The 24672-nt window shown below is 72.7% G+C and carries 21 protein-coding genes; 10 read left to right on the plus strand and 11 right to left on the minus strand.

The genetic code is table 11. The annotated features are described in order from the left end of the window. Positions 1-79: 79 nt before the first annotated feature. Positions 80-1468 (minus strand): SLC13 family permease, encoded by a 1389-nt coding sequence (locus ACFYXC_RS02625; protein ID WP_389546009.1) that lies wholly within the window; start codon positions 1466-1468, stop codon positions 80-82. A 197-nt stretch (positions 1469-1665) separates the two neighbouring features. Between ACFYXC_RS02625 and ACFYXC_RS02630 the strand changes: the two genes are divergently transcribed. Both ACFYXC_RS02630 and ACFYXC_RS02635 read left to right on the plus strand, forming a co-directional pair. Beyond that, positions 1666-2388, plus strand: a complete 723-nt coding sequence (locus tag ACFYXC_RS02630; RefSeq protein WP_388908648.1) for a FadR/GntR family transcriptional regulator — start codon at positions 1666-1668, stop codon at positions 2386-2388. Between the two features lie 123 nt (positions 2389-2511). After that, a complete protein-coding gene (locus tag ACFYXC_RS02635) occupies positions 2512-3402 on the plus strand; it encodes a RimK family alpha-L-glutamate ligase (protein WP_389546013.1) in 891 nt (296 codons plus the stop codon). Between the two features lie 4 nt (positions 3403-3406). On the opposite strand, the gene ACFYXC_RS02640 is transcribed toward ACFYXC_RS02635, so the two are convergent. The 10 genes from ACFYXC_RS02640 to ACFYXC_RS02685 all read right to left on the minus strand — a co-directional run bounded on the left by ACFYXC_RS02640 (position 3407) and on the right by ACFYXC_RS02685 (position 16060). Next, entirely contained in the window at positions 3407-4036 is a 630-nt protein-coding gene (locus ACFYXC_RS02640) for a hypothetical protein (protein ID WP_389546016.1), read from the minus strand. Further along, positions 4002-4853 carry an FkbM family methyltransferase gene (locus tag ACFYXC_RS02645; RefSeq protein WP_389546018.1) on the minus strand — a complete coding sequence of 284 codons (852 nt, stop codon included), beginning with the start codon at positions 4851-4853 and terminating at the stop codon, positions 4002-4004. The genes ACFYXC_RS02640 and ACFYXC_RS02645 overlap by 35 nt, the downstream gene beginning before the upstream one ends. Then, complete coding sequence (locus tag ACFYXC_RS02650) at positions 4850-5128, minus strand: Trm112 family protein (RefSeq protein WP_388908640.1); 279 nt, start codon at positions 5126-5128, stop codon at positions 4850-4852. The genes ACFYXC_RS02645 and ACFYXC_RS02650 overlap by 4 nt, the downstream gene beginning before the upstream one ends. Next, positions 5028-6050 carry a DMT family transporter gene (locus tag ACFYXC_RS02655; RefSeq protein WP_389546022.1) on the minus strand — a complete coding sequence of 341 codons (1023 nt, stop codon included), beginning with the start codon at positions 6048-6050 and terminating at the stop codon, positions 5028-5030. Before ACFYXC_RS02655 ends, ACFYXC_RS02650 begins: the two co-directional genes overlap by 101 nt. Before the next feature lie 3 nt (positions 6051-6053). Further along, positions 6054-6794: a methyltransferase domain-containing protein gene (locus tag ACFYXC_RS02660; RefSeq protein ID WP_389546025.1), complete on the minus strand. Its 741-nt coding sequence runs from the start codon at positions 6792-6794 to the stop codon at positions 6054-6056. Then, positions 6791-8161, minus strand: coding sequence for a condensation protein (locus ACFYXC_RS02665; protein WP_389546028.1), 1371 nt, complete (start codon positions 8159-8161; stop codon positions 6791-6793). The genes ACFYXC_RS02660 and ACFYXC_RS02665 overlap by 4 nt, the downstream gene beginning before the upstream one ends. Further along, positions 8158-12636: an alpha-(1->3)-arabinofuranosyltransferase family protein gene (locus ACFYXC_RS02670; RefSeq protein ID WP_389546751.1), complete on the minus strand. Its 4479-nt coding sequence runs from the start codon at positions 12634-12636 to the stop codon at positions 8158-8160. The genes ACFYXC_RS02665 and ACFYXC_RS02670 overlap by 4 nt, the downstream gene beginning before the upstream one ends. Further along, complete coding sequence (locus tag ACFYXC_RS02675) at positions 12633-13424, minus strand: class I SAM-dependent methyltransferase (RefSeq protein ID WP_389546031.1); 792 nt, start codon at positions 13422-13424, stop codon at positions 12633-12635. Before ACFYXC_RS02675 ends, ACFYXC_RS02670 begins: the two co-directional genes overlap by 4 nt. Before the next feature lie 62 nt (positions 13425-13486). Then, positions 13487-14638, minus strand: a complete 1152-nt coding sequence (locus ACFYXC_RS02680; protein ID WP_389546034.1) for a glycosyltransferase family 4 protein — start codon at positions 14636-14638, stop codon at positions 13487-13489. A gap of 444 nt (positions 14639-15082) precedes the next feature. Beyond that, on the minus strand, positions 15083-16060 hold the full coding sequence (locus ACFYXC_RS02685) for a DUF3068 domain-containing protein (RefSeq protein WP_389546037.1): 978 nt from the start codon (positions 16058-16060) through the stop codon (positions 15083-15085). 318 nt (positions 16061-16378) lie between these two features. Here ACFYXC_RS02685 and ACFYXC_RS02690 point away from each other — a divergent pair, with 318 nt between their 5' ends. The 8 genes from ACFYXC_RS02690 to ACFYXC_RS02725 all read left to right on the plus strand — a co-directional run bounded on the left by ACFYXC_RS02690 (position 16379) and on the right by ACFYXC_RS02725 (position 24652). Further along, complete coding sequence (locus tag ACFYXC_RS02690; RefSeq protein WP_389546039.1) at positions 16379-16531, plus strand: hypothetical protein; 153 nt, start codon at positions 16379-16381, stop codon at positions 16529-16531. A 2-nt stretch (positions 16532-16533) separates the two neighbouring features. Next, positions 16534-17775 (plus strand): helix-turn-helix domain-containing protein, encoded by a 1242-nt coding sequence (locus ACFYXC_RS02695; RefSeq protein ID WP_388908624.1) that lies wholly within the window; start codon positions 16534-16536, stop codon positions 17773-17775. Positions 17776-17942: 167 nt separating this feature from the next. Next, complete coding sequence (locus tag ACFYXC_RS02700) at positions 17943-18716, plus strand: IclR family transcriptional regulator (RefSeq protein WP_388908622.1); 774 nt, start codon at positions 17943-17945, stop codon at positions 18714-18716. Next, positions 18713-19618, plus strand: coding sequence for an SMP-30/gluconolactonase/LRE family protein (locus tag ACFYXC_RS02705; RefSeq protein ID WP_389546044.1), 906 nt, complete (start codon positions 18713-18715; stop codon positions 19616-19618). Before ACFYXC_RS02700 ends, ACFYXC_RS02705 begins: the two co-directional genes overlap by 4 nt. 187 nt (positions 19619-19805) lie before the next feature. Then, positions 19806-21164, plus strand: coding sequence for an extracellular solute-binding protein (locus tag ACFYXC_RS02710; RefSeq protein ID WP_388908618.1), 1359 nt, complete (start codon positions 19806-19808; stop codon positions 21162-21164). Next, entirely contained in the window at positions 21161-22111 is a 951-nt protein-coding gene (locus ACFYXC_RS02715; RefSeq protein ID WP_389546047.1) for a carbohydrate ABC transporter permease, read from the plus strand. The genes ACFYXC_RS02710 and ACFYXC_RS02715 overlap by 4 nt, the downstream gene beginning before the upstream one ends. Then, positions 22108-23016: a carbohydrate ABC transporter permease gene (locus ACFYXC_RS02720; RefSeq protein WP_388908614.1), complete on the plus strand. Its 909-nt coding sequence runs from the start codon at positions 22108-22110 to the stop codon at positions 23014-23016. The genes ACFYXC_RS02715 and ACFYXC_RS02720 overlap by 4 nt, the downstream gene beginning before the upstream one ends. Positions 23017-23134: 118 nt before the next feature. Continuing rightward, on the plus strand, positions 23135-24652 hold the full coding sequence (locus ACFYXC_RS02725; RefSeq protein ID WP_389546051.1) for an alpha-N-arabinofuranosidase: 1518 nt from the start codon (positions 23135-23137) through the stop codon (positions 24650-24652). Positions 24653-24672: the final 20 nt, after the last annotated feature.

A 24672-nucleotide genomic window follows, 5' to 3' on the forward strand; every position in this document is an offset into this window, starting at 1 on the left:
GCGTACTCCTTGGTCGTCGGTCGTGCCGGTACGGCGTGGTCGTGCGTACCGGTCGTCTGTCACGCTACGCGCGCCGGGGTCACCCCCAGTCGGGTACCACCAGAGCGAGCCAGACCACGGCGGGGACCACGGCCACCACGATCCCTCCGTACATCATCAGCTGCCGGAAGAAGCGCTCGCGGTCGACGTCGGGTGCGGCGGCGAGGACCAGGGCCCCGTTCGTCGAGAACGGACTCACGTCCACCACGGTCGCGGAGACCGCGAGCGCCGCCACCATGCCGACCGCGCCGATCTCGCCCTGCGCCAGGAACGGCACCGCGAGCGGGATCAGCGCCCCCATGATGCCGACCGAGGAGGCGAACGCGGAGACCAGCGCGCCGATGTAGCAGAGCAGTACGGCGGAGAGCAGCGGGACGCCGATGTCGCTGACGCCCTCGCCCGCCCAGTCGATCGTGCCCATCTCGTCGAGGACGCCGACGTACGTCAGCACACCGCAGATCAGCAGGACCGTCGGCCAGGCGATCTGGGTGACGGCGTTGCGGCTGTCCGCGGGCCAGAAGGTGCTGAGGGCGACGGCGAGGGTGATGGAGGTGAGTCCGGCGTCCAGGTCGAAGGCGAGCACGGCCACGACGAGGGCGACGAGCGCGGCGAGGGTGGCGATGCGGGCGGGACTGAGCCGCGAGACGTCCTCACCGGCGCCCCCGTCGGCTTCCCTGTCGCTGTCCTTGCCCGCGTTCCTGCCGGCGTTCCTGTCCGCGTTCCGGTCTGCGTCCGCCCCGGCACCATCGTCGGCGGCTTCGTCGGCACGGCCGTCGGCGTCCTTGCCGAGGTCCGTCCCGGCGCTCCGCACCCGCTCGTCCGCGCCCCTCAGCTTCAGCCCTCCGAAGAGCACGAACACGACGCCCGCGATCACGAGGTTGACGATGAGCGAGGCGAGGAAGAGGGCCACCTCGTTGCCCGGGAGACCCTCGCGTTCGACGATGCCGTTGACGATCGACCCGTAGATGCTGATGGGGGAGAAACCGCCGCCCTGGGCGCCGTGCACGACCATCGCGCCCATCAGCAGCGGGCTGATGGAGTACCGCGCGGCGAAGCTCAGGGCGATCGGTGCCACGATGGCGACGGCGGCCGGGCTGACCGCGCCGATCGCGGTGAGCGCGCCGGTGAGCACGAACATCACCCACGGGATCAGCACCACCCGCCCGCGCACGAGCCGGATGGACGCGTGCACCAGCCAGTCGGTCGTGCCGTTGGCGCGGGCGATCGCGAACAGGTACGTCACACCGACGAGCACCACGAAGAGGTCGCCGGGGAAACCGGCGAAGATCTTGTCGGCGTCGAGGTCCGCGACGAGTTCGCCGACCCCGAAGGCGGCGGCGAAGGCGAGAGCGCCCATGTTGATGGAGCGGGTGGTGGCGATCACGAACACCACGACGAGCACGAGGATCGATATCAGTTCGGCGGACATACGGGCTCCCGTCTCTGGGTCCCGGGCGGTTCGACCGGTCGAGTGGCTGAGTGGCTGAGCCACTTGTCCGACAGGGCGATGACCGGCCAAGTGGCTGAACCACATTGGGCGGCCGTCGTGGAGAGCGTCAAGAGAGATGACGTAAATTGGCTGAGCCACTCATCCACCAGATCGAGAGGTAAGGGGGAAGACCGGACATGACCGACGCACTGCGGCCCATGGGGTCCAAGCCGCGCCTGTACGAACAGGTCCTCGACCGGCTGCGCAGCTACGTGGCCGAGGGCGGCCTCGGAACCGGGGACCGGCTCCCTCCCGAACGCGATCTGGCGGCGCGGCTCGGTGTCAGCCGCGCGTCCGTGAAGCAGGCCATAGTGGTCCTGGAGGTCCAGGGACTGGTCGAGGTGCGCCACGGCGGCGGCACCTACCTCCTGCGGGACACCCTCGACGCCGAACCGGTGGAGCAACTCGTCGACCGGCGCCGCCGGTTGCCCGACGTGCTCGACGCCCGCGAGGCCCTGGAGACCAAGCTCGCCGAACTGGCCGCCGAGCGCCGCACCGACGAGGACGTCACCGCGATGGACTCCGCCCTCGCGCACATGCGGGACGAGATCACGGCGGGCGGACACGGGGTGGAGGGCGACCGGCTCTTCCACGCGGCGGTCACGGCCGCCGGACACAGCCCGATCCTCGCCGAGTTCATGCGCTCGATCGCCGACCGGATCACCGAGAGCCGGCACGAGTCGCTGCGGCAGCCGGGCCGGCCGATCCGGTCGCTCACCCAGCACCGCGCGATCTTCGACGCGATCGTCGCGCGGCAGCCGGGCCGGGCGGCCGACGCGATGCGCCGGCACGTGCAGACGGTGGCGCGGGTACGGCTGCTGGACTGGGACCCGGAGGAGAGCGACCCGCAAGGCCCCTGAGGGGCATGGTGGGTGTTGTCGCGGGTCACGGCCGGTGCCCTGACCGGGAGGGCCGACCGGGTCGGGCCGGTTGTTACTGTGCGGGCGGGATCATCGAGCCGACACCCCCAGGAGGAGCCCGTCGTGGCACGCAGCAGCCCGCGCATCGCACTGGTCACCTGCCAGGAGGTGCTCGCCACCGGGTACGACCGCGATCTGTCCGTCCTCGCGGACGCGGTGCGGGAGGCGGGGGCCGACGTCGTCGTGCTGCGCTGGGACGAACCCGGTGTCGAGTGGGGCGGCTTCGACCTCGTGCTCATCCGGTCCACCTGGGACTACACCTGGCGGGCCGCCGAGTTCCTGGCCTGGGCCGACCGGTGCGGGGCCGCGACGGAGCTGGCCAACCCGCCGGAGGTCGTGCGGTGGAACGCCGACAAGCGGTACCTGCGCGACCTGGCCGCCGCCGGGGTGCCCGTCGTCGACACCCGCTACCTCGCCCCGGGGGAATCTGCCGGACCGGGCGACCTGCCCGAGGACCGGGAGTACGTCGTCAAGCCGACCTCGGGGGCCGGCGCCCGGTACGCGGCCCGGTACCTGCCCGCGGACCGCGAGAAGGCGGTACGGCACCTGGAGCGGATGCACGCCGAAGGGCTGACCGCGATCGTGCAGCCGTACGTACGGAGCATCGACACCGCCGGTGAACGGGCCCTGCAGTTCTTCGGCGGGCGGTTCCTGCACGCCAGCCGCAAGGGCGCCGTCCTGGAGCCCGGTACCCCCTTCGACGACAAGAAGGTGGCGCACCCGAACCTGCGGGCCTGGCAGCCGACTCCCGCCGAACTCGCCGTCGCCGAGCGGGCGTTGGCCGCCGTGCCCGGCGCGCCGGAGCTGCTCTACGCGCGCGTCGACCTGGTGGACGGCGAGGACGGGGCACCCCGCGTCATGGAGCTGGAACTCGTCGAGCCCAATCTCTTCCTCTTCCTGCACGAGGACTCCGTGCCGGTCGTCGCCGAAGCCGTCGTCGGGGCCGCCGGCTGACGGGTCAGGGGTGCCGCTCGCCGGCCGCCACGCGCTGGAGCAGTCCCCAGGTGAACTCCGCCGTGTACTCCCGCGGTACGCCGTCCGTGCCGTCCGGCGCCGTGAAGGCGAGCGCCCACCGCGTCGGCGCCGAGCCCTCCAGCGGCCGGACCGGGGCGAAGGCGCGGGCGGCCTCGTCGACCGTGCAGGACCAGGGCGTCAGGTCGGCCGGCGAGGTCAGGTCCGGGGAGGGGGCGCCCGGGGCGCGGACCAGCCACTCGTTCCAGGCCACGCCGCCCGGAGCCACCAGCACCTCGAAGCGGAGGTCCGGCCAGAGGGGGACCGGCCACAGGTACGCCTCGCAGGACAGGTCGCCGATCCGGCGCGGTGTCACCGACTCCGGGTCGCCCAGGATCGAGCGGTGGCGGGAGCGCGCGCCCCGGCTGCGCGGCGCGTGCCGCATCGCCTGCCAGCGCCGGTTGGCCTCGCGCATCTCCGCGACCGAGGCGCCCAGCGCGTGCCGGGCGTCCTCCACCAGGTCCGGGTTGTGGTCGGCCATCCGGCGCAGCAGGACGAGCTGGAAGTCGAGCGGGGTGAACGGGCCGGGGGACGCCTGGTCCCTAGCCGGCCGCCTGGCGGGGGGCATGCGGCCCATCGTCTCGCACCCGCCGTGTCCGCGGTGCCCGCGGTGCGTGCCGCCCGCCGGGGCGCCGGCCGTCCGGGAGGAAGAGCACCGAGTTCACGTACCGGACGTACCCCCGGCCGCGGAACGGCAGCACCCGGCGCAGCAGGCCCTGCGAGACGACGTGCGCGGCGCGTGCCTGATGTGCCTCCAGGTCGAACGAGGACAGCGGCCGCCAGGTGTCGCCGGGCAGCACCCAGCCCTCGTAGCCCAGCCCGGCGAGGTGGGACACCACCGTGTCGACGGGCTGGATACGGGCCTCCAGCTCGATGAACAGGGCCGGCCGGTCACGGGCCAGCAGGGTGCCGGCCCCGCGCAGCACCGCGAGCTCGCTGCCGTCGACGTCGATCTTGATGAAGCCGACGTCGTGGAGGTTCAGGCTGTCCAGGGTGAGGCAGCGGACGTCCAGGGCGCGGGCGTGGATGTCCCGCCGGACGAGGGACGAGACGCCCCGGTCGCCCTGGTCGCCGGCCGGCAGCCAGAGGTGGGCCGTGCCGGACCGGTCGCTCGCGGCGGCGTGGACGACCCGCACGTTCGCGGGGGTCACGGAGCTGAGCAGCCGGGCCAGGTGCGGGACCGGCTCGACCGTCACCACCCGGCGCGCCCGGTCCGACAGCCGGCGGGTCCAGGGGCCGTACCAGCCGCCCACGTCCACGGCGGTACCGCAGCCGGCCGGGCAGAGGTCGCCGAGCCGGGCCAGTTCGGGTTCGAAGCGCGGATAGACGAACCGGGCGGCGGCGGCGACCAGCCGCACCGGCACGAAGGGCGCCACACGGGCTGCCAGGGTCATGGGGCCGACCTTCCCGGGGCGCGGTCGCCGTCGACACGCAGCAGCAGCTTCTCGTGTTCGTCGTCCGTGACCTGCTCGCCGGAGGACGGGAGGAGCTGCGGGATGCCGTCCACGATCGGGTAGCGGCGGCGCAGCCGCGGGTTGTAGAGACTTCCCTCGGTCCGTGCGGTTCCCTCAGTCCCCTGCGTGCTCTCCGTCTCCCTTTCGAGGAGCAGCAGCGGTCCCTTGTCCAGCGGGCACGCCAGTATCTTCAGCAGCGGGTCGTCCGGGTTCATGACGGGATGACTCCTTCGTGGAAGTGGGGGGTGGTGACGGCTTCGGCGGGGTGTCGTGCCTGGGCATCGCGAGGAGCACGGAGACCGCCAGCGCCGTACCGCCGAGGCGCAGCGCCAGCCGCAGCGGGTCCTCGGGCAGCGACTCGCCGAACGCGAGCGTGCCGAGCACCGCCGTGAACAGACAGGTCACCGTCGTACAGACCGGCACGATCAGTGAGGCCCGGCAGCGCTGCAGCGCCGCCTGCGACATGACCAGGCCGAACACGCCGGTGAACAGCAGGAGGTACGGATACGGGGAGCGCAGCACGCCGAGCACCGCGCCGCCGAAGCCGCTTCCGGTGAGGTGGCTCGACACTCCCTTGATGGCCAGCGAACTGACCCCGTACAGCAGACCGACCGCCACGCCGTACTCGACCCCCGTGGTCGGCATGCGGTGCCGGTGGCGGGCGCGGCGCTCGGCGGACCCGTACAGCCAGACGCCGAGCGCGAGCGACGGTACGCAGAGCAGCAGGATCAGCGGGGCGGGGGCGCTGCGGCTGACCGTGTCGGAGCCCTCCTTCAGGGACAGCACCACCATGAGGAGCGCCAGGAGGATCGCGCCGAGCGCGTACCGCTCGCGGCCCGAGGTCTCCTCGCCGAGCAGCACCGACGACAGGAGTACGAGGATGACCAGCCCGGAGACGAAGATGCCCTGCGCGGCGGCGATCGGCAGGGTGCGGTAGACGACGAGCTGGGCGCCGAAGCCCGACGCCAGGGCGAGGGACCCGCCGATCCACAGCCAGCTGCCGAGGACCAGCCGCAGGAGCCGGGCGGGCCGGCGGACGCTGACCTCGGGCAGCGCCGCCAACGCCCGTTTCTCCAGGACGAATCCGGCGCTGTAGAGCAGGTTCGCCAGCAGGGCCGCGGCCACTCCCCACCACATGGTCTACGTCCTCCGGGCGTGCAGCAGCAGGATCGAGGCCATCGACGGGGCGCGGCACGCCAGCCGGTCCAGCGGGCGCAGGGGGCGCGGTACGCCGTGGAAGGGCGCACCCCGCAGGCGTACGACCTCGAAGCCCGACGCCGTCACGAACTCCCGCAGCGCGCGGGCCGTACAGAGCCGCAGATGGCCCACCACCTCCGAGCCGGGGCGGCCGTGGATGGCCCGCAGGCTCACCTCGGAGAAGACGGGCTGGACGCCGGCGAGGAGCAGGGCGCGGTTGTACCAGGCGGCGAGATTCGGGGTGGAGAGCATGAGATGGCCTCCGGGGCGCAGGATCCGGCGGATCTCGTCGAGCGCCGCGTCCGGGTCGACCAGGTGCTCGACGACCTCGCTGAAGAGGACGGCGTCGGCGGAGGCGGACCTGAACGGCAGTCCGCCGTCGGTGAGTTCGCCGCGTATCGCGTAGGGGAGGCGGGAGTGGGCGCGTCTGAGGGCGTCCTGCGACCAGTCGACGCCGACGAGGCGGTGACCGGCGAGGAGCGGGGCGGCGGTGGCCGCGGCGGTGCCGTCGCCGCAGCCGATGTCGAGGACCGTGCGGGCGCCGGAGGTGGCCGGGCCCAGTGCCTCGGCGAGCATCCGGGCCTGGCGCAGGCTGCGGGGCGCGCCGGAGGCGACCGGGACGGCCGGGTCCTCGTAGAAGTCCCGTAGTCCGTGCGGGGTCCTGCGCGGCGGGGCCGTGGTCATGGGGCACTTCCCGTGGGGTGTCGCGGGGGATGGTGCGTGGCGTGCTGAGTCGCGTGCAGGTAGTGCTCGAAGAGGTCACGGAGGTGGCTGCCGTCGCCGTGGCTCAGCAGGGCGCGGGACCAGCGGAACGCCACGTGCAGGCGGCCCGCCGTGGAGGCCGTCGTGACGGTCAGCCCGCGTGGCATGCGGGCCGGGGCGGAGAACCACACCGCGTGCGCGCGCCCCGCCTCCTCGCCGAAGTCGAGGGCGTACGGGACTCGGCCGATGTTGCTCAGGAGGGTGGTCGACGTCCAGGGCCCGGCCGCCCTCCGCAGGCCCCGGGTGAACGCGGCCCGCCACGCGACGGGGACCACGGGGGCCGTCAACAGGGAGGCACCGTGCCCCAGTTGGGGCCGCGGCTGGGCCTTGAGCGCGCGGGTGCGGTCCGCGGTGCGGCGCAGCAGCGCGGGCAGGTCCGAGGCGTCCAGCTCCTTCGGGGCGAAGGGGACCTCGACCAGCCGGGTGCCGTTGCCGATGGGCATGTCCGTGCCGCGCGGGCGGTCGTCCACGGGCATCGTGATGCGCAGCGGCCGGGGACGGGCGCCGTGCTCCCGGTTCCAGTGCGCGATCATCAGCGCGGTGGCCGCCATCAGCTGGTCGTTCACGGTGTACGGGGCGCCCGCGGGCCGGCGCGGGACGCTCAGCTCGGCGACGAGCATGCCGTTGCCGTGGTGGTCGGGAGGCTCAGGGGTCCCGTGGGCCACCCGGGCGGGCGGCGCCCAGGTGGAGGGGGTGTCCGGGACGCGCGGGGTCTCGGCCGTCGTGCGGCTCGGGGGCGCGGCCGGGGCGTTGTCCCGGCCGCCGTACAGTTCCGCCGCGGTCGCCAGGACCCGCAGACAGGCGGGACCGTCGAGGGCGGTGTGGTTGACGGTGAGGAACAGGACCGTGCTGTCGGGACGACCGGTGCCGGCGGCCTTCGGGACGCGGACGACCTCCAGGCGGATCGGCGGCGAGGCCGAGAGCGGCGGGGCGTCGCGCAGCGCCCTGTCCCGGGCGTGCTTCAGCGCGTCCCGGTCCGGCGCCGGGAACAGCACGACCTCCACGTCGGCCTCGGGCGTGAGCTCCCACTCGTACCGCCGCCCGTACCAGGGGCGCGCCGCCTCGCGTATCAGGATCCGGGGGTGGCGGTGCAGGGCCCCGGCGAACGCGGCGCGCAGGCGGTCCGGGTCGAGGCGGCCCGGGAGGTGGACCTCGATGTGGACGGTCTCCGGCTCCTCCTCCTGGAGGCAGTGCCGGGCGACCTCGTCCACCACCGGGAACGGGATGCGGGCGGGCGGTCCCGCGGGGCCGTCCGTGCCGTCGCGTGCGGGGCGGTCCAGCGCGGTCATGTCGATTCTCCCTCCCCGGTCCTTCGGCGGTCCTCGGGCTGCGCGGTCGCCGCCTCCCGCGGCCCGTGCTTGCCGAACGGCATCCGCACGGTGGGCGGATCGGGCTCCGCCCCCGCGCCCCCCGGCCCCCGGGCCGACACGGTGGGCCCGGCCGCGACCTGCGACGGCCCGGCCGACGCGAAGGGCGGCGGCGGCGCTCCGGGTGCCCCTGGTGTCCCCGGCGCCTTGGGCGCTTCGGGTGCTCCGGGGTCCGGGGGTTCTTCGCGTGTCCGCTGCGGCAGCGGGGTCGTCGGTGCCTCGGAGCCCGGGGGCGGCAGCGGGCCCGGCTGCCCGGCGCCGTGGCCCGCGCCGCGCGTGGCGTGCGGCGGCTCACCGATCGAGACCAGGCCCGCGAACAGGGCGATCAGGGCCAGGAGTTGCGCCGTGCGGCCGAACGCTCCGGTGCCCTCGGCGACCGGCTCCCCGGCGCCCGTCGCGGCGACGATTCCGGCGCCCGCGAGCGCGAGGAACGCGAGGGGCACCAGCAACGTGTGCCGCCGCCGGGCGAGCAGGGCGAGCACCGGCACCAGCAGGGCGAGGAGCCCGGCGATCACGACGCCCACCACGGTGAGCGCGATCGTGCCCAGGACGAACCCGGGCGCGGGCGGCACCGGCGAGGGCCCGTCCACGTTGGGCGAGCGGCGCCGGAACAGCACCAGTCCGGCGAGTACCAGGACCGCGGCCCCGCCGCCGATCAGCCCGGTCTCGTACAGCGTGGACGGCTCGTACGAGAGTTTCACCGTGCCGCTCCGGCCGGCCTCGATCCGCCAGCCCTGCTGCCAGCCGTCGAGCCGTACCGGGTCGAGTTCCCGGCCGTCGAGCGTCGCCTTCCAGCCGTCGTTGAAGTTCTCGTACGTCGTCAGGTAGGAGGCCGCGCCCGGGCCGACGGTCACCTCGCGGCGGTCGCCGAGCCAGTCCCGTATGCCCAGTTCACGGGTGAGCGCGGTGGGTGTGGTGACCGTGCCGCGCGTCAGCGTGACATCGGTGACGGCCAGCGGTCCCGCGTCGCCCGCCTCCACCCGGTGGGCGCCCGGGTCGAGCGTCAACTCGGCGTCGCCGCGGCCCTCCTGGCAGAGCGTCAGCTCGACCGGCCGCCGCTCCACGAGGTCTCCGACCGTCCCCTCGGCGCTCGTCTCGTACAGCTCGTCGTCGACGGCGAGCGTCGGCCCCTTCCCGCAGGGCAGTTCGAAGGGACGGGCGGAGTCGGCCTTCGGCGTGCGGTATTGGTCCAGGGCGGGGACGTACGCCTCGGTCAGACCGACCGGCAGTTGCAGGTCCTCGTCGGCGAGCGGGTTGTGCACGGTCATCGGGGCCGTGTCGGTGACGGTGATGTCGAGCCGGTCCGTGGTGATCGGGTCGAAGCGGACGACACCGTTCTCGTCCACGCCGGCGATCGTCGAGCCGTCCGGGGACCGGATGCCGACCTCGGTGGGCCGGGTGGACAGGCCGCCGGCCGGGGCGAGGACGATCTCGCCCACGGCCTGCTTGTCCGGCCAGCGCAGCCGGATGGTCGGGTCGTCCCCGGCGATCCACGCGGTGGTCAGGTCGCCGTCGGTGAGGTTGCGCGGCGACAGGCCGGTGCCGAGGAGGGCCGTCGAACCGGCCGTCGCGGTGATCCGGTCCCGCTGCTCGGGCGCGACGTCGTACAGCAGCCCGTCGAGCGCGTCGCCGGGTACCGGGACCGCGCTCGCCCTGACCGTGTACGTGCCCGCCGACTCCGAGGTCCAGCGCCGGTGCAGCCCGACCTCCGTACCCGTCGGGGAGAAGCCGCCCGGGTCGGTGGCCCGGTGCAGGGAAACCGTCTCGGCGGCCGCCTCGGTGGTCGCGGCGTCCGTCGGGAGCCGCAGCAGACGGGTCACCTGGACGTCCGGGACGCTGATCTCGGAGAAACCGGCGCCGGACAGAGCGGAGGTCCGGGCCGCCGATTCCACGATGGTGACCTTCAGCCAACTCGTCGCCCCCTCGGGGGCCTTGACGCGTTGACGGGAGCCGTCGGCGCGGAGTGTGCTCGTCTGCGAGCCGCGCTCCGTCTCCACCCGCACCCGGGTCGGCGCCGAGCGCACACTGTCCTGCGGCAGCGGAGTGACCCGGATCGACGACGGGATCTCCGTCTCGTCCGTGAAGCCGATCCGCAGCCACTGCCCGTCCGCCGAGCCCGCCGCTCCTTCGGCCCACGCCGTGTCCGGGTTGCCGTCGAAGGCGTTCACCGGGTCGTACTGCGGGAGGTGGAAGAGCCAGTTGCCGCTCGACGAGGCGGTCACCGAGCGCGCCCCGCGCAGCTCGGCCACCGTCTGGTGGCGGATCCCGTCCGTCGGCAGGATCTGGTGCGGCTTCTCCCCGGCGTCCTGGTGGCTGCCGGAGTGATTGCGTTCGTTCCGGGTGTACGTGTACGAGGTGTTGGCGTTGACCAGGCCGAACCGGGTGTCGGCGCGCCGCAGCCCGTCGCCCACCACCTGCAGCGGGGGAGCGCCGAGACCGGGATGGTTGTCGCCGGTCAGGACGGCCGGCCGGTCCCGCATCGTCGGGTCCGCCGACAGCGGCAGCAGTGCCTCGGGCCCGCCGGACACGACGGCGGTGTCGGCGACGGCCTTCAGCCCGGCCTGGCCGGGGCGTGGCACGTCGGCGGCCGGCTCGTAGATCTCGACGGCCCGCTGGCGCGGATACAGCCCCTCCACCTGGACGGGGGTGTTCTCCGCGATGCGCCCGCCGGTCATCAGCGGTCCGAAGCCGGCCAGGCGCCGGTAGCCCGACTCCTCCAGGGTGCGCTTGACGGTCGCGGTCGGTACGTAGCCGAGCTGGTCCGGGTCGAGGTCGTTGCGCACGACGACATAGTGGACGCCGGCCCGGCCCAGGTAGTCGGCCAGGCCCGGGACCTCGCCGCCCGTCAGCAGGGACTGCTCGACCGCGTCCATCGCGCGCCGGTTGCCCGCGGTGCCGAACGGCACGTAGTCCCGCTGGGCCCAGCGGGAGTCGGCGAGCACGTCCAGGGGCTGGTCGATGGGGGAGCCCCAGGTGTAGATGCCGTGCGCGGTGGCCGGCACGACGAGGGCACGGGAGTCCGGCGAGTACTTCTCCAGCCAGTTCGCCGTCGTCCTCCAGTACGCGGGCAGCTCCTGGAACGAACCCGGCTGCAGGATCGACCCGTTGAGGTACGGCCAGGCGAGACCGGGAAGGACGAGGACGGCGGCGGCCAGTGCCGCGTACCGGCGTCCGCGCACCGGACGGGCGCCCTGGGAGCGCGCGGCCACCCCGACCAGGTGGACGAGGCCGAGGACCAGCGCGAGCGCCAGCCCCGTCTGGAACTTGTAGATGTTGCGGAAGGGGACGAGCCAGCCGTCCAGCCAGCCCTGGACCACCCCGTGGAAGGGCGCCCCGAACGGACCGTCGTACCCGGCCAGGGTGATGAGCGCGACCGACAGCACGGTCAGCACCAGCCAGCGCCGCTCGGGCAGGTCCCGGCGGGCCAGCCCGGCGAGGCCGAGCCCGGCCGCCAGCGCCGAGGAGACGATGGCGGCCGCCGAGGCCGCCACGGTCCAGCCGGCGGGCAGCCACGCCTCACCGAAGTGCAGGTAGGCGACCCAGTTGCCGGCGCCGCGCAGGGACTCCGTGGCCGACATGGTGTCCGTCGTGGTCTGCGAACTCTCGACGTACGGCAGGAAGTTCTCGCCGTAGATGCCGAGCAGCAGCAGCGGGACGACCCACCAGGCCGTCGCCAGGAGGACCCCCGGCACCCACCAGGTGATCAGCCTGCGGCGCCGCGGGCCGCGCGGGCGGGACAGGAGGTACAGGCCGACCGGGAGCAGGGAGGCCAGCGTCGAGGCCGCGTTGACGCCGCCCATGAAGGGGATGACCAGGGCCGAACGCAGCGCCGCGACCCGGGCGCTGTACCGGTCGTCCGTCAGCGGCAGCAGCACCCACGGCAGGAAGGCGCCGGGCAGCGCGGCGGCGGAGGTCGAGCCGACGACGACCGTGAACACCGGCCACAGCGCGTACACCACCGCGCCGAGCAGCCGGGACGCGGAACTGCCGATGTCCAGCCGTTCCGCGAGCCGCAGCGCGCCCCAGAAGGCGACCGCCACGATCAGCGACATCCACAGCCGCTCCGCCAGCCACACCGGCAGGCTGACCAGATCGGTCAGCCAGTAGTAGGGCAGCATCGGGAAGGCGTAGCCGACGTACTGGTCCGCGATGCCGCCGAAGCCGCCCTGGTCGTGCCAGAGCTGGCCCAGGTCGGCGAGGAACCGCCGCGGTGCGAGCGCGACCCCGAGCTTCGTGTCGAAGGTCTGCCGGCCCGGGTCCACGGCCAGGAACAGCACGAGGACCACGGCCCAGAAGCCCAGCAGCCACCGCCTCGACCGGGGCCCCCGCGGAGGGCCGGGGTCCGGGGCGAGGGGGCGGGTCGTCGCCGGGGGAGGGGCCTGGACCGTGCTGGTCATGGACACCGCCGGAGGATGAGGAGGAGGTTCCAGGTGGCGAACTCGCGCAGTCCCGGCGCCCTGGCGACGGCCTGGGCGAGGAACGGCCAGTAGCGGGAGCGCGCCGAGACGACCGTGACGTCGTCCCGGGCGCGCACCTGCCGCAGGGTGGGTCCGATGTGCACGGCGAAGAGGTTCTCGCCGAGGGTGTGCTTGGCGGGCCTGCCCGTACGGCGCCGGTAGCGGGCGCGGGCCCGCTCGGCGCCGAGGTAGTGCCAGGGCGCCCACTCGTGACCGCCCCAGGGGGACAGCCAGTTGGTGAACGACACGTAGATCAGTCCGCCGGGCCGGGTGACGCGGACCATCTCGCTGAGGAAGGTCTGCGGGTCGGCGACGTGCTCCAGGACGTTGGAGGAGAAGCAGACGTCGGCCACCCCGTCCGCGAGCGGCAGCAGGTACCCGTCGGCGACGACGGATCCCTCCGGGGGCTCCGGGCCGAGCTCCCGCACGTCCGGCTCGAAGAGGTGGCCGTGGGCGCCGCGCCGCCGGAACTCCCGCGTGAAGTAGCCGCCCCCGCCGCCCACGTCCACGACGGTCCGGCCCTTCACCGGACCGTCGTACGCCTCCACCTGGTCGGCGGCGTCCCGGGCGAGCAGCGAGTAGCAGCCCTCGGGGTCGTCCTGTTCATGGCGGAAGGCGCGGAAGAGGGCGAGGGAGCGGCGCAGCGAGGGGTCCCGCAGGCCCGTGCCCGGACCGGGGACCGCGCTGCCGCGCCGGGAGGGCCGCCGCCCGGGGGACGGCTGCCGCAAGGGCGTCTGCCCGGGGGCCGGCGGCCGGGGAGGCTGCCGTCGGGCGGGTCTCCGCCGGGGGATCATGGCGTCCAGCCCCTCACCGCCTCCGTCGCCACCGCCCGGAACTGGCGTACCGTGCGGCTCCAGCGGTACTGGGCGGCGCGGTCGCCGGCCGCCTTGCCCATCAGGGTGCGGCGGTGGGTGGACAGGGCGAGGGTGCACCAGGCCGCGGCGAACGAGGACTCGCCCCGGGCCAGCAGGCCCGTCTCGCCGTCCACGACCGAGTCACGCAGGCCGGGTACGTCGAAGGCGATGGCCGGCGTCTCGCGGGCCGCCGCCTCCGTCACCACCAGGCCCCAGCCCTCCACGGCGGAAGGGTGCAGCAGCAGCCAGGCGGCACAGAGCAGGCGGTGTTTCTCGGCCTCGGAGACATGGCCGGTGAACTCGACACCGGGGCCCGCGAGGTGCTCCAGGCGCTCGCGTTCGGGTCCGTCGCCGACGATCACCAGCCGGCCGCCGGTGACCGGACGGACCCGTTCCCACAGGCGCAGCAGCAGGTCGATCCGTTTGTACTCGACGAGCCGGCCCATGGCCAGGAACAGCGGTTCCGGTGAGCGTGCGGCGGGCGGGCCCGGCTCCTCCACACCGTTGTGCACGACCCGGATGCGTTCGCGCTCGACCCCGATCGCGCGCAGCGCCTGTGCCGTCGACGGGGAGACGGCGACCAGCAGTCCGTGGCGCTGTGCGCCTGCCAGCGCCCAGTGTTCGAGTCTTCGTCCGAGCCGGGCGGCGGGCGCCAGCGGTCCGCCGAACCGCATCCGCCACAGGTCGGTGTGCACGTGGTTGACCAGGCACAGGGTCGGTCCGTGGTGCCACAGCGGCGCCAGGTACGGCATGCCGTTGCACACCTCGACGAGCAGGTCGCAGTCGCCGACCTGGCGCTGGAACGCCGAGCGGGCGCGCAGGTAGTGGCCGAGGTCGCCCCCCGCCGACACGACGCGGTAGTCGCGGTACGCGGCCGGACCGCCGCACAGCAGGGTGACCTGGTGGCCCAGGTGGGTCAGGCCCTCGGCGAGTCTGTCGACGAGGAGTTCGGAACCGCCCGCGGCTTCGTTGCCGAAGTCACGACGGGCGAGGAAGACGATGCGGCGCGGTTGTGGGGGGAGCGCCGGGTGTCGCTGCGCGGAGCGGGGGAAGGCGGCGCGCAACGACGAAGGCACGTGCTGGGGCATGGGTGCTCCAACTCGTCTCGGGGTGCGGAACCAGCGTGGGGGTGGGGGGTTGGTGGGGCTCGTGCGTGGGTGGGGTGGTGACGGTCTCCCGGTGCGGATCGGTCGAGGTCGGGGTACGGCGGGACCTGTGGGGGCCCGCCGTGCGTGGCGCGGGAGGCGCCGGGTCCCTGTGTGTCCCGGGGTCCGGGTTCCCGCAAAGCCGGTCCCTACGGCTCCGATGCGGGACTCCTGGATGTCCCGCGACGCACATCCGTGGGGATCGGTGGGGCCGGTCGTGCGGTGAGGGCGTCCTGTGGGGTCTGCCGTGACGTCGTGCCGTGAGGTCTGCTGTGACGGGGATGTGGGTGGGCTGTGTTCGGGTGGGGTGGACAGTTTTCGCCCGCTGGTTCGTTGCGGCTACTCACCGAAGTGACAATTTCGGGGCTTTGTGGACCTGACGTCTCATCACATTGTGAGCGGCTGCTGGGAGCTCTCGGGCGTATCGGGATGCGGACGCCCGCGGGCGACCAAAACGGTACCCACGACGGCCAGGAGGAACCCGGCGATTCCCGTCCCCAGCGGCAGCGTGCGCCCCACCAGGCGCAGCAGGCCGCTGTCGGTGTCGGCGAGGTCCACCTGCTCCTTCTGGGTCTCCGGGGTGAACGCGACCCGCTCGCTGTCGAGCAGCACGACGGCGTCCTTCTCGCCGCCGGGCGCCCGGAGCGTCTTGCGGGGGCCGATCGCCGCGTAGATGATCCGGCCGGTGCGCTGGTCGGCGACCAGCTCGATGCCGTGGTTGGCGTACCACTCCTCGGCGAGCACCTGACCCGCGTCCTTCTCGCCCACGATGGTGCCGGGAACGAGCCGGGTGCCGGTCTTGGTGGCGGGCACCGAGCCGGTGAACCGGAGGCCCTCGTACCCCTGGATCCGCTTCTTGCCCCTGTACGCCAGCGTGACGGTCGAACCGAGCGTGTTGTCCCACCAGATGTAGGAGCGTTTCTGCACGTCGAAGGGGAATTTCAGGTACGCCTCGCCCTCGAAGTAGGGCTTCTCCTGGCAGCAGTGGACCGGCTCGTTCGTCTTCCGGTCGGTCACCCAGCGCTCCGTCGTCCACTGGAGCGAGTCGTGCGGGTCGGCCGCGGGCAGCGACTTGTCGGTGTCGACCGAGGTGGACACGTCCCAGACCGCCCGGCCGCTCCGCTCGCTGTCGGCGACATCGCCGCGGACCTGCCGGGTGATGGTGATCCTCTGGTCGTGGACGGTCTCGATCTCGTCGGTGTCGAAATAGCTGCCCGTGCCGGTGAAGACGGTCGTCGTGTCGATGTCGACGGGGGTGCGCTGGGCGCGTGGTTCGACGTACCAGGCGAGCAGCGGGGCCAGGACGAGCAGGAAGACGCCCAGACCCAGGACGATCAGGGAGAAGGGAGTTGCTGTACGGCGCATCCGGGCACTCCAGGGGCTCTTGGTGACGCGGCACGAACAGGTGCCGGCACGGTGGGGGAGGGTGCAGGTGCGGTATGGGCCGGGAACCGTAGGCGCACCCTTGACGAAGTGTCAATGCGTTGATGACACTGAGGGCTTGCCGACACTGGGGACTCGTCGGCCGGGACGAGGTGGGTCCGGCGGCGACGGGGAAGTGCCGCGCCCCGCACGGGGTGCGGGGAACTGCGCGATCGGCCGCGATCGGCCCGCAGATCCCGAGGGTGCTCCCGGTGGAGCGCTCAGGTGGGAGTGACCTTTCGACAGAGAGGCTGACCCGCGATGCCCAGACTGCTCGCAGCCCTGCTGACCGTGGCGGTCGCCGCCCTGCTCGCCGTGGGCGCCGCCCTCGGCATTGTCGCGCTGCTCGACGCGACCCCCGAGCAGCCGAACACGCCGCTCATCACCTACGAGACGGCCGGCAGGGAGCGCTGACCATGGCCCTCCGACACGGACCCGTCACCGTGCGCTCGGCCTGGCACGACGTACCGCGCCTGCAGGTGCGGCAGTTCGCCGCGCTCGCGATGGCCGAGGCACCCGTGCTCGCCGAGGAGATCCTGGAGGAGATACAGCGCGAGTACCCCCACCTGCCGGTCGTGCTCGACGACTCCGGTGAACCGATGGCGCTGGTCGGGATCCGCCGGGCCATCGAGGTGTTCGTGCAGCATCTGGAGACCGCCGAGGGCCGGCCGCGCGTCCACCCGGAGGTCTTCCAGGAGTTCGGCCGCGGCGAGGGACTCAACGGCCGCAGCCTCGACGCGCTCCAGGCGATCTACCGGCTCGGCGTACGGCTCGCCTGGCGCCGGTTCGCCGAGATCGGCCAGCGCGTGGAGATCCCGCCGCCCGCGATGTACGAACTGGTCGACGCCGGCTACGAGTACCTGGACGGACTGGTCGACCAGTCCGTGCGCGGCTACGCCGAGGCGGCGGCCCGGCAGGCGGGGGAGCGGCTGCGGCTGCAGCGCCGGCTGATGGAGCTGCTGCTCGCCGAGCACCACCGGGGCGATCCGGCCGAGGCGCTCGCCGAGCGGGCCGCGCGGATCGGCTGGCCGCTGCCGGGCAGGGTCGCGGTCGGCGTACTCCTGCGACCCGCCCGCGAGGCCGTCGCACCGGCGGTGGGGCAGAGCGTGCTCCTCGACATGGAGTACGAGCAGCCCCGCATGGTCGTGCCCGACCCCGACGCCGCCGGGCGCCCCGAACTGCTGCACCGGGCGCTGACGGGCTGGGCGGGCGCGATCGGCCCGCCCGTGCCGCTGGCCGACGCCGCGAAGTCGCTGCGCTGGGCGGAGGCGGCGGTACGGCTCATGGAACGCGGGCTGCTGCCGGCGGGAGAGGTGCTGTACTGCACCGAACACACCGAGGCGCTGGTCCTGCTGCAACCGGAGGAGCTGATCGACGACCTGGCCCTGCGGTGTCTGCAGCCGCTCGCCCACTGCGGTCCCACGCACGGGCGGCGGCTCGCCGAGACGATGCTGGCCTGGCTGGAGACGCGGGGCGGGGCGCCGGAGGTGGCGGCGCGCCTGGGGGTCCATCCGCAGACCGTGCGGTACCGCCTCCGGCAGATCCGTGAGTTGTGGGGGGACGAGGTGGATGACCCTGACCGGCGCTTCGAGCTGGAGCTGGTACTTCGCGCCCAGCGGTTACGGGGTGAACTGGGGGACCCCCGCGCCCGGCGTTGAAAGCCCTTTCCCGCCCACCCGTCCGTTCGCGGCACCTCGACCCGTGGGCCGCCAGGACCGTGCCCCGCCGGCGCGTGCCCATTGCCCGTGCCTCACCCGTGTGAGTAGCCTGTGTTCGCTATGCCGATCGGCTGTTGAAATTTCGAACACAAGGGAGGGGGCCAGTTGTGGGACGCCTCGTACCTGCCGTAACCAGGGCTCTCGACATACTCGAGCTCTTCCTCGACGGGGACGGCACACTCTCCGCCCCCGACATCGTGCGCCGGCTCCAGCTGCCGCGCACCACCGTGCACGAACTGGTGACGACGCTCGCGGCCCGCTCGTACATCACGCCCGTACCGGGTCAGCCCGGACGTTACCGGCTCGGCGTGCGGCCGTACCAGCTCGGCAGCCGTTACTCCGAGCAGCTGGACCTGGCCGCCGAGGGGCAGCAGGTCGCCCGGTCCGTCGCGGAGACCTGCGACGAGACCGTGCACGTGGCGATCCTGGAGGGCACGGACGTCATCTACATCGCCAAGGTCGACTCCACGCACGCCGTGCGCATGGTGTCCGCGGCCGGCCGCCGCCTCCCCGCCCACTGCACCTCCGTGGGCAAGATGCTGCTGGCCTCGCTGTCCGAGCCCGAGTTGACCTCCCGGATCCCCGACGACGCCGACCTGGTCCGCATGACGCCGAACAGCATCACCGAGCCGGCCGCCCTGCGCGAGGCCCTCACCGAGATCCGCGCCCGCGGCATCGCGGTCGAGAGCCGTGAGTCGAACCCCGACGTGAGCTGTGTCGCCGCGCCGGTGCGCGACCGCACGGGCCAGGTCGTGGCCGCGCTCTCCATCTCCGTACCGATGATCCGCTGGAGCGGGGACCGCCAGGCCGAGCTGGAGCAGCTCGCCGCGAAGGGAGCCGCCGAACTGTCGGAGCGGCTCGGACACCGGAGCGTGGGATGACCCGCACACATGCGTACGACGTGGCAGTCCGGGCGGAAGCGGCCCTCGGTGAGGGCCCGACCTGGGACGTCGGCGCCCAGCGGCTGATCTGGATCGACATCCTCGGCTCCCGGGTCTTCACCTACGACCCGGTCTCCGGCCGGCGCACCGTCATGACCACCGAGCAGCACGTGGGCGCCGCCAAGCCGCGGACGGGCGGCGGCCTGGTCGTCAACCTCCGCGACGGAGTGGGCCTCTACGGCCCCGTCTCCGGCCCCGACTCCGGCCCCGACGCCGACTCCGGCTCCGGATCCGGCGGGGAGGGCTTCCGGTGGCTGCACCACGAGGCCGTCCCCGGGCGCCGCGCCAACGACGCGGCGGTCGCGCCCGACGGCGCCCTGTGGACGGGCACCATGCGCTACGACGAGGCACCGGGCGGCGGCTCGCTCTCCCGGATCGCCCCGGACGGCACGGCGGAGGTCGTCCTCGACGACGTGACGGTGAGCAACGGCACGGGCTGGAGCCCGGACGGCCGCCTCATGTACTACATCGACACGCCGACGCGCCGGATCGACGTCTTCGACTTCGACGGGCAACGGATCACCAACAGGCGGCAGTTGGCGGTCGTCGACGAGGGTGACGGCTTCCCGGACGGGCTCACCGTCGACGCGGAGGGCTGTGTCTGGGTCGCCCTCTGGGACGGCGGCGCCGTCCGCCGCTACACCCCGTCCGGCGTGCTGGACCGCGTCGTGGAGCTGCCCGTACCGCGCGTCACGGCCTGCGCGTTCGGCGGTGCCGGCCTGACCGATCTCTACATCACGACAGCCCGTACGGGCCTGGAGGCGCCGCACCCGCTCGCCGGCTCCCTGCTCGTCGTCCCCGGCGCGGGCAAGGGCCTGCCGCATCCCCCGTTCGCGGGCTGACGGCCCGGCCGATCCCTCCGTACCGCACCCGGCGGCCCCCGTCCGATCAGGACGGGGGCCGCTGTTTTTTGCGCAAACCATTGACGAGTAAGCGCTTCCTATCTACGGTCCGTTCGAAGTTACGAGCACGCATCGAAATCTCGAACAGAGTCATGTGAGCAGCCATCACGAACAGATAGGGCAGGGCATGGGACGACCTGGCCTGGATCGCAGGCACTTCCTGGCGGGACTGAGCGGGCTGACGGTCGCGGGAAGCCTCGGATTCGCGGCACTCGGCACCGGGGCGGACGCGCTCGCCTCCGGCGCGGACACCCGCGTCCGCTACTGGAACCTCTTCAGCGGCGGCGACGGGTACAACATGATCGCGATGCTGGACGCCTTCCGGACGGCGAACCCGGACATCGACGTGAAGGACTCCACCCTCCAGTGGGGCAGCCCCTTCTACACCAAACTCGCCATGGCTGCGGCCGGCAACCGCGCCCCCGACCTCGGCGTCATGCACCTGGGCCGGGTCACCGGGTTCTCACCGGGCCGCCTCCTGGACCCCTGGGACGTCGGCCTGCTCGCCGAGTACGGCGTGCGGGAGGCGGACTTCAACCCCGAGCTGTGGAAGCGCGCCGTCATCGACGGCAAGCTCTACGCCCTCCCGCTCGACATCCACGTCCAGCTCTGCTTCTACCGCAAGGACGTGCTGAAGAAGGCGGGCCTCCTCGGCGACGACGGCAGGATGGTGCCGGTCACCTCCGCCGACGAGTGGTTCGACGTGCTCAAGGAGGCCAAGAGGGCCACCAGGAAAGGTCTGCAGACCCTCGGCATGTGGTCCGCCGACCAGAACTTCCAGTGGTGGTTCTTCGTCGCCTTCTACACCCAGCTCGGCGGCACCTGGTTCGACGACACCGACACCGAGGTCACCTTCGACACCGAAAAGGCCACCCAGGTACTGGAGTTCCTGCGCCGGCACATCACCGACGGGTACGTGAACCCGGGCTTCGCGGGCGGCGCGGGCGCCGAACAGTTCGTCAACGGCGGCCCGTTCGTCTGGGAGGGCAACTGGTCGGTGCCCGTCTTCGACGGCGCGAAGATCGAGTACGGCGCCACCCCGCTGCCGCCGGTCTTCGGCGAGCAGGCCACCCACGCCGAGTCGCACGCCTTCGTCCTGCCGCACCAGTCCGGCCGCGGCGGAGCCGCCGACGAGGGCGCGCACCAGCTCGCCGCCCACATCGTCCGGCACGCCCAGCAGTGGGCGGCCGGCGGCCACATCCCCGCGTACACGCCGACCCTCTCCACGGCCGCGTACAAGGAACTGAACCCGCAGAGCGAGTACGTCTCGGCGATGGACCACCAGGCGACCGAGCCGAAGGTGTGGTTCGCCGGATCCACCGGCATCCTCGCCCAGCGCGTCGGCCCCATCGTCGTCTCCTCGACGATGGGCTCCGCCAGGCCGGACGCCGCCGCCCGCAGCATGAGGAGCACGCTCACCGAACTCCTCGCGATGAAGAACCCCATGGACGGCAGGACCGCGGCCCAGGGAGGTGCGGGCGTATGACGACCAGCGCGCAGACCGGCCCGCAGACCGTCCTCGCCCCGGCCCGCGCGAGGACCGCGGCGGCCGGCGCCACCGTCCGCCGCAGACAGGGCTTCCAGCACGGCGCCTGGTTCGTCGCCCCGTTCCTCGTGCTGTTCGCGCTGTTCGTGATCTGGCCGCTGCTGCGCGGCCTCTACCTCAGTTTCACGGACGCCAACATCTCCGGCGACGCCACCAGCTTCATCGGTCTCGACAACTACCGTGAGGCCCTGGACGACCCGCTGGTGTGGGAATCGCTGGGCCACAGCGCGTACTTCACGCTCCTGGTCGTGCCCTGCATCACGGTCCTCGCCTTTCTCCTCGCGATGCTGGCCCACCACATCGAGCGCGGCACGTGGCTGTGGCGGCTGTGCTTCTTCGCGCCGTTCCTGCTGCCGTCGACCGTCGCCGCCAACCTGTGGCAGTGGCTGTTCAACCCCGGCACCGGCATGGTCAACCACGTCCTCGGCATCGAGACGGCGTGGCTGACCGACACGTCGTACGCCATGCTCGCCGTGGTCGTCTGCACCCTGTGGTGGACGGTCGGCTTCAGCTTCCTGCTGTACCTCGCCGCACTCCAGGGCATCCCCGCGCACCTCTACGAGGCCGCCAGACTGGACGGCGCGAACGCCTGGCACCGCATGGTGCACATCACCCTGCCGTTGCTGCGGCACATCACCGGCCTGGTCGTCGCCCTGCAGATCCTCGCCTCGCTCCAGGTCTTCGACCAGGCCGTGGTGATGATGGACTTCCTGCCGGGACCGGAGGGCTCCACCCGCACCTTCGTGCAGTACACCCTCGAAGAGGGCTTCACCAGCTACCGCGTCGGCTACGCCTCCGCGATCTCCATCATCTTCTTCGTGATCATCGCGGCCGTCGCCCTCGCGCGGATGTGGCTGCTGCGCAACCGTGAGGAGGGCGGCCGATGAGCACCGCCGCACAGACACCCGCCGGGCCCCGCGGGACGGCCGGCGGGACAGCGGGCACACCGGTGGGCAGGACGGCCCGCAGGCCCTGGACACCCAGCCAGATCGTGCTCACCCTCCTCGCCGCAGCCGTCTCCGCGGTGTTCCTGGCGCCGCTCGTCTGGGCCCTGTTCACCTCGCTGAAGTCGGAGACCGAGGCCGTCGAGGTGCCGGCGCACTGGCTGCCGCGGGAGTGGACGACGCAGGCGTGGTCGGCCATCTTCGAGACCGGGAACATCACCAACTGGTTCGTGAACTCGCTGGTGGTGTCGGTGTGTGTGACGGCCGTGGTGCTGTTCGTCAGCGCACTCGCCGGATACGGCTTCGCCCGCACGGAGTTCCGCGGCAAGGGCGCGCTGCTGGGCCTGGTCATGACCGGCCTGATGGTCTCGCCCGCGGTCCTCGGCGTGCCCCTGTTCACCACGGTCCAGCAGATGGGAATGGTCGACACCTACTGGGGCATGATCCTGCCGCAGTGCGCGCCCGCCGCGATGGTCTACATCCTCTACAAGTTCTTCCAGGGCATCCCGCGCGAGCTGGAGGAGGCCGCCTTCATCGACGGCGCGGGCCGCTGGCGGGTCTTCTTCACCATCGTGCTCCCGCTCTCCCGTCCCTCCCTCGCGGCGGTCGGCATCTTCACCTTCATCGCCTCCTGGAACAACTTCCTGTGGCCGTACATGGTGACCAACAACCCCGACCTGATGACCATGCCGAACGGCATCGCGACCGTCATGAACTCCTACGGCATCCAGTGGGCCCAGCTCATGGCCGGCGGCCTGATGGCGGGCCTCCCGCTGATCGTCGTCTTCGTCTTCTTCCAACGCCAGATCGTGGCGGGAGTGGCCCACACGGGCCTGGCGGGCCAGTAGCGCCCCCGAAGGGGCGCGGGGAACTGCGCGAGCAACCCCCACACACCCGCACCCGCCGACGAACCCCGAGCCACCCCACCCGAAGAGCCACCCCACCCGAAAGGCGAACAAGGCACCCATGCGCAACGACAAGGCCCGCTTCACCCTCGACCCCGCCTTCACCGTCGGCGAGGTCAACCCCCGGCTCTTCGGCTCGTTCGTGGAGCACCTCGGCCGCTGCGTCTACACCGGCATCCACGAGCCGGAACACGACACCGCGGACGAGACCGGCCTCCGCCAGGACGTCCTCGCCCTGGTGCGGGAACTCGGCGTCACCACCATCCGCTACCCCGGCGGCAACTTCGTCTCCGGCTACAAGTGGGAGGACTCGGTCGGCCCGGTGGACGAGCGGCCCCGCCGCCTCGACCTGGCCTGGCGCTCCACGGAGACCAACCGCTTCGGCCTCTCCGAGTACATCGCGTTCCTGAGGAAGCTCGGCCCCCAGGCCGAACCCATGATGGCGGTCAACCTCGGCACCCGGGGCGTCGCCGAGGCCCTGGAACTCCAGGAGTACGCCAACCACCCCGCGGGCACGGCCCTCTCCGACCTCCGTGTCGCCCACGGCGACAAGGACCCCTTCGGCATCCGCCTGTGGTGCCTGGGCAACGAGATGGACGGGCCCTGGCAGACCGGACACAAGACCGCCGAGGAGTACGGCCGGCTCGCCGCCGAGACGGCCCGCGCGATGCGGCAGATCGATCCGGGCGTCGAACTCGTCGCCTGCGGCTCCTCCGGCCAGTCCATGGAGACCTTCGCCGAGTGGGAGGCGACGGTCCTGAAGGAGACGTACGACCTCGTCGACCACATCTCCCTGCACGCCTACTACGAGCCGCTCGACGGCGACGTGGACTCCTTCCTCGCCTCCGCCGTCGACATGGAGTCCTTCATCGAGAACGTGGTCGCCACCTGCGACCACATCGGCGCGCGGCTGAAGTCGAAGAAGCGGATCAACCTCTCCTTCGACGAGTGGAACGTCTGGTACATGTCGCGGTTCCAGGAGGAGGCCGAGCGCGACCCGCTGGACTGGCCCGAGGCACCGCGCCTGCTGGAGGACAACTACGACGTCACCGACGCCGTCGTCTTCGGTTCCCTGCTCATCGCGCTGCTGCGGCACGCGGACCGGGTGACCGTCGCCTGCCTCGCCCAGCTCGTCAACGTCATCGCGCCGATCATGACCGAGCCGGGCGGTCCGGCCTGGCGCCAGACGACCTTCTTCCCGTTCGCTCAGGCGTCGCGGTACGGGCGCGGCCAGGTCCTCGACGTACGCGTCGACTCACCGACGTACCGGACGCAGAAGTACGGCGAGGCGGACCTGCTGCACGCCACCGCGGTGCGTGCCGAGGACGGCTCGGTCACCGTCTTCGCCGTGAACCGCGGCCGGACCCGAGCGCTGCCGCTGGAGGTGGCACTCGGTGCGCTCGGCCTGACGACCGTGGTGGAGCACAGTGCCCTGTCCGACGCCGACCCGGGCGCCCGCAACACCCTCGACGAGCCGGAGCGGGTCGTCCCGCACGAGGTCACCGGGACCACGCTCCGGGACGGCACGCTCACCGCGACCCTGGAGCCGCTGTCCTGGAACGTGATCCGGCTGAGCTGACCGCGGAGGGGCGGGCCGCG

It is taken from the genome of Streptomyces sp. NPDC002701 (assembly GCF_042889045.1).
Lineage (GTDB): Bacteria > Actinomycetota > Actinomycetes > Streptomycetales > Streptomycetaceae > Streptomyces.

Excerpts from the sequence above, each read along its gene's own strand:
- ACFYXC_RS02710 (WP_388908618.1), top strand. The coding sequence starts at position 19,806 with ATGGGACGACCTGGCCTGGATCGCAGGCACTTCCTGGCGGGACTGAGC.
- ACFYXC_RS02720 (WP_388908614.1), top strand. The coding sequence starts at position 22,108 with ATGAGCACCGCCGCACAGACACCCGCCGGGCCCCGCGGGACGGCCGGC.
- ACFYXC_RS02690 (WP_389546039.1), top strand. The coding sequence starts at position 16,379 with ATGCCCAGACTGCTCGCAGCCCTGCTGACCGTGGCGGTCGCCGCCCTG.
- ACFYXC_RS02630 (WP_388908648.1), top strand. The coding sequence starts at position 1,666 with ATGACCGACGCACTGCGGCCCATGGGGTCCAAGCCGCGCCTGTACGAA.
- ACFYXC_RS02715 (WP_389546047.1), top strand. The coding sequence starts at position 21,161 with ATGACGACCAGCGCGCAGACCGGCCCGCAGACCGTCCTCGCCCCGGCC.
- ACFYXC_RS02725 (WP_389546051.1), top strand. The coding sequence starts at position 23,135 with ATGCGCAACGACAAGGCCCGCTTCACCCTCGACCCCGCCTTCACCGTC.
- ACFYXC_RS02680 (WP_389546034.1), bottom strand. The coding sequence starts at position 14,638 with ATGCCCCAGCACGTGCCTTCGTCGTTGCGCGCCGCCTTCCCCCGCTCC.
- ACFYXC_RS02685 (WP_389546037.1), bottom strand. The coding sequence starts at position 16,060 with ATGCGCCGTACAGCAACTCCCTTCTCCCTGATCGTCCTGGGTCTGGGC.
- ACFYXC_RS02660 (WP_389546025.1), bottom strand. The coding sequence starts at position 6,794 with ATGACCACGGCCCCGCCGCGCAGGACCCCGCACGGACTACGGGACTTC.
- ACFYXC_RS02645 (WP_389546018.1), bottom strand. The coding sequence starts at position 4,853 with ATGACCCTGGCAGCCCGTGTGGCGCCCTTCGTGCCGGTGCGGCTGGTC.
- ACFYXC_RS02650 (WP_388908640.1), bottom strand. The coding sequence starts at position 5,128 with ATGAACCCGGACGACCCGCTGCTGAAGATACTGGCGTGCCCGCTGGAC.
- ACFYXC_RS02665 (WP_389546028.1), bottom strand. The coding sequence starts at position 8,161 with ATGACCGCGCTGGACCGCCCCGCACGCGACGGCACGGACGGCCCCGCG.
- ACFYXC_RS02670 (WP_389546751.1), bottom strand. The coding sequence starts at position 12,636 with ATGACCAGCACGGTCCAGGCCCCTCCCCCGGCGACGACCCGCCCCCTC.
- ACFYXC_RS02655 (WP_389546022.1), bottom strand. The coding sequence starts at position 6,050 with ATGTGGTGGGGAGTGGCCGCGGCCCTGCTGGCGAACCTGCTCTACAGC.
- ACFYXC_RS02695 (WP_388908624.1), top strand. The coding sequence starts at position 16,534 with ATGGCCCTCCGACACGGACCCGTCACCGTGCGCTCGGCCTGGCACGAC.
- ACFYXC_RS02625 (WP_389546009.1), bottom strand. The coding sequence starts at position 1,468 with ATGTCCGCCGAACTGATATCGATCCTCGTGCTCGTCGTGGTGTTCGTG.
- ACFYXC_RS02640 (WP_389546016.1), bottom strand. The coding sequence starts at position 4,036 with ATGGGCCGCATGCCCCCCGCCAGGCGGCCGGCTAGGGACCAGGCGTCC.
- ACFYXC_RS02705 (WP_389546044.1), top strand. The coding sequence starts at position 18,713 with ATGACCCGCACACATGCGTACGACGTGGCAGTCCGGGCGGAAGCGGCC.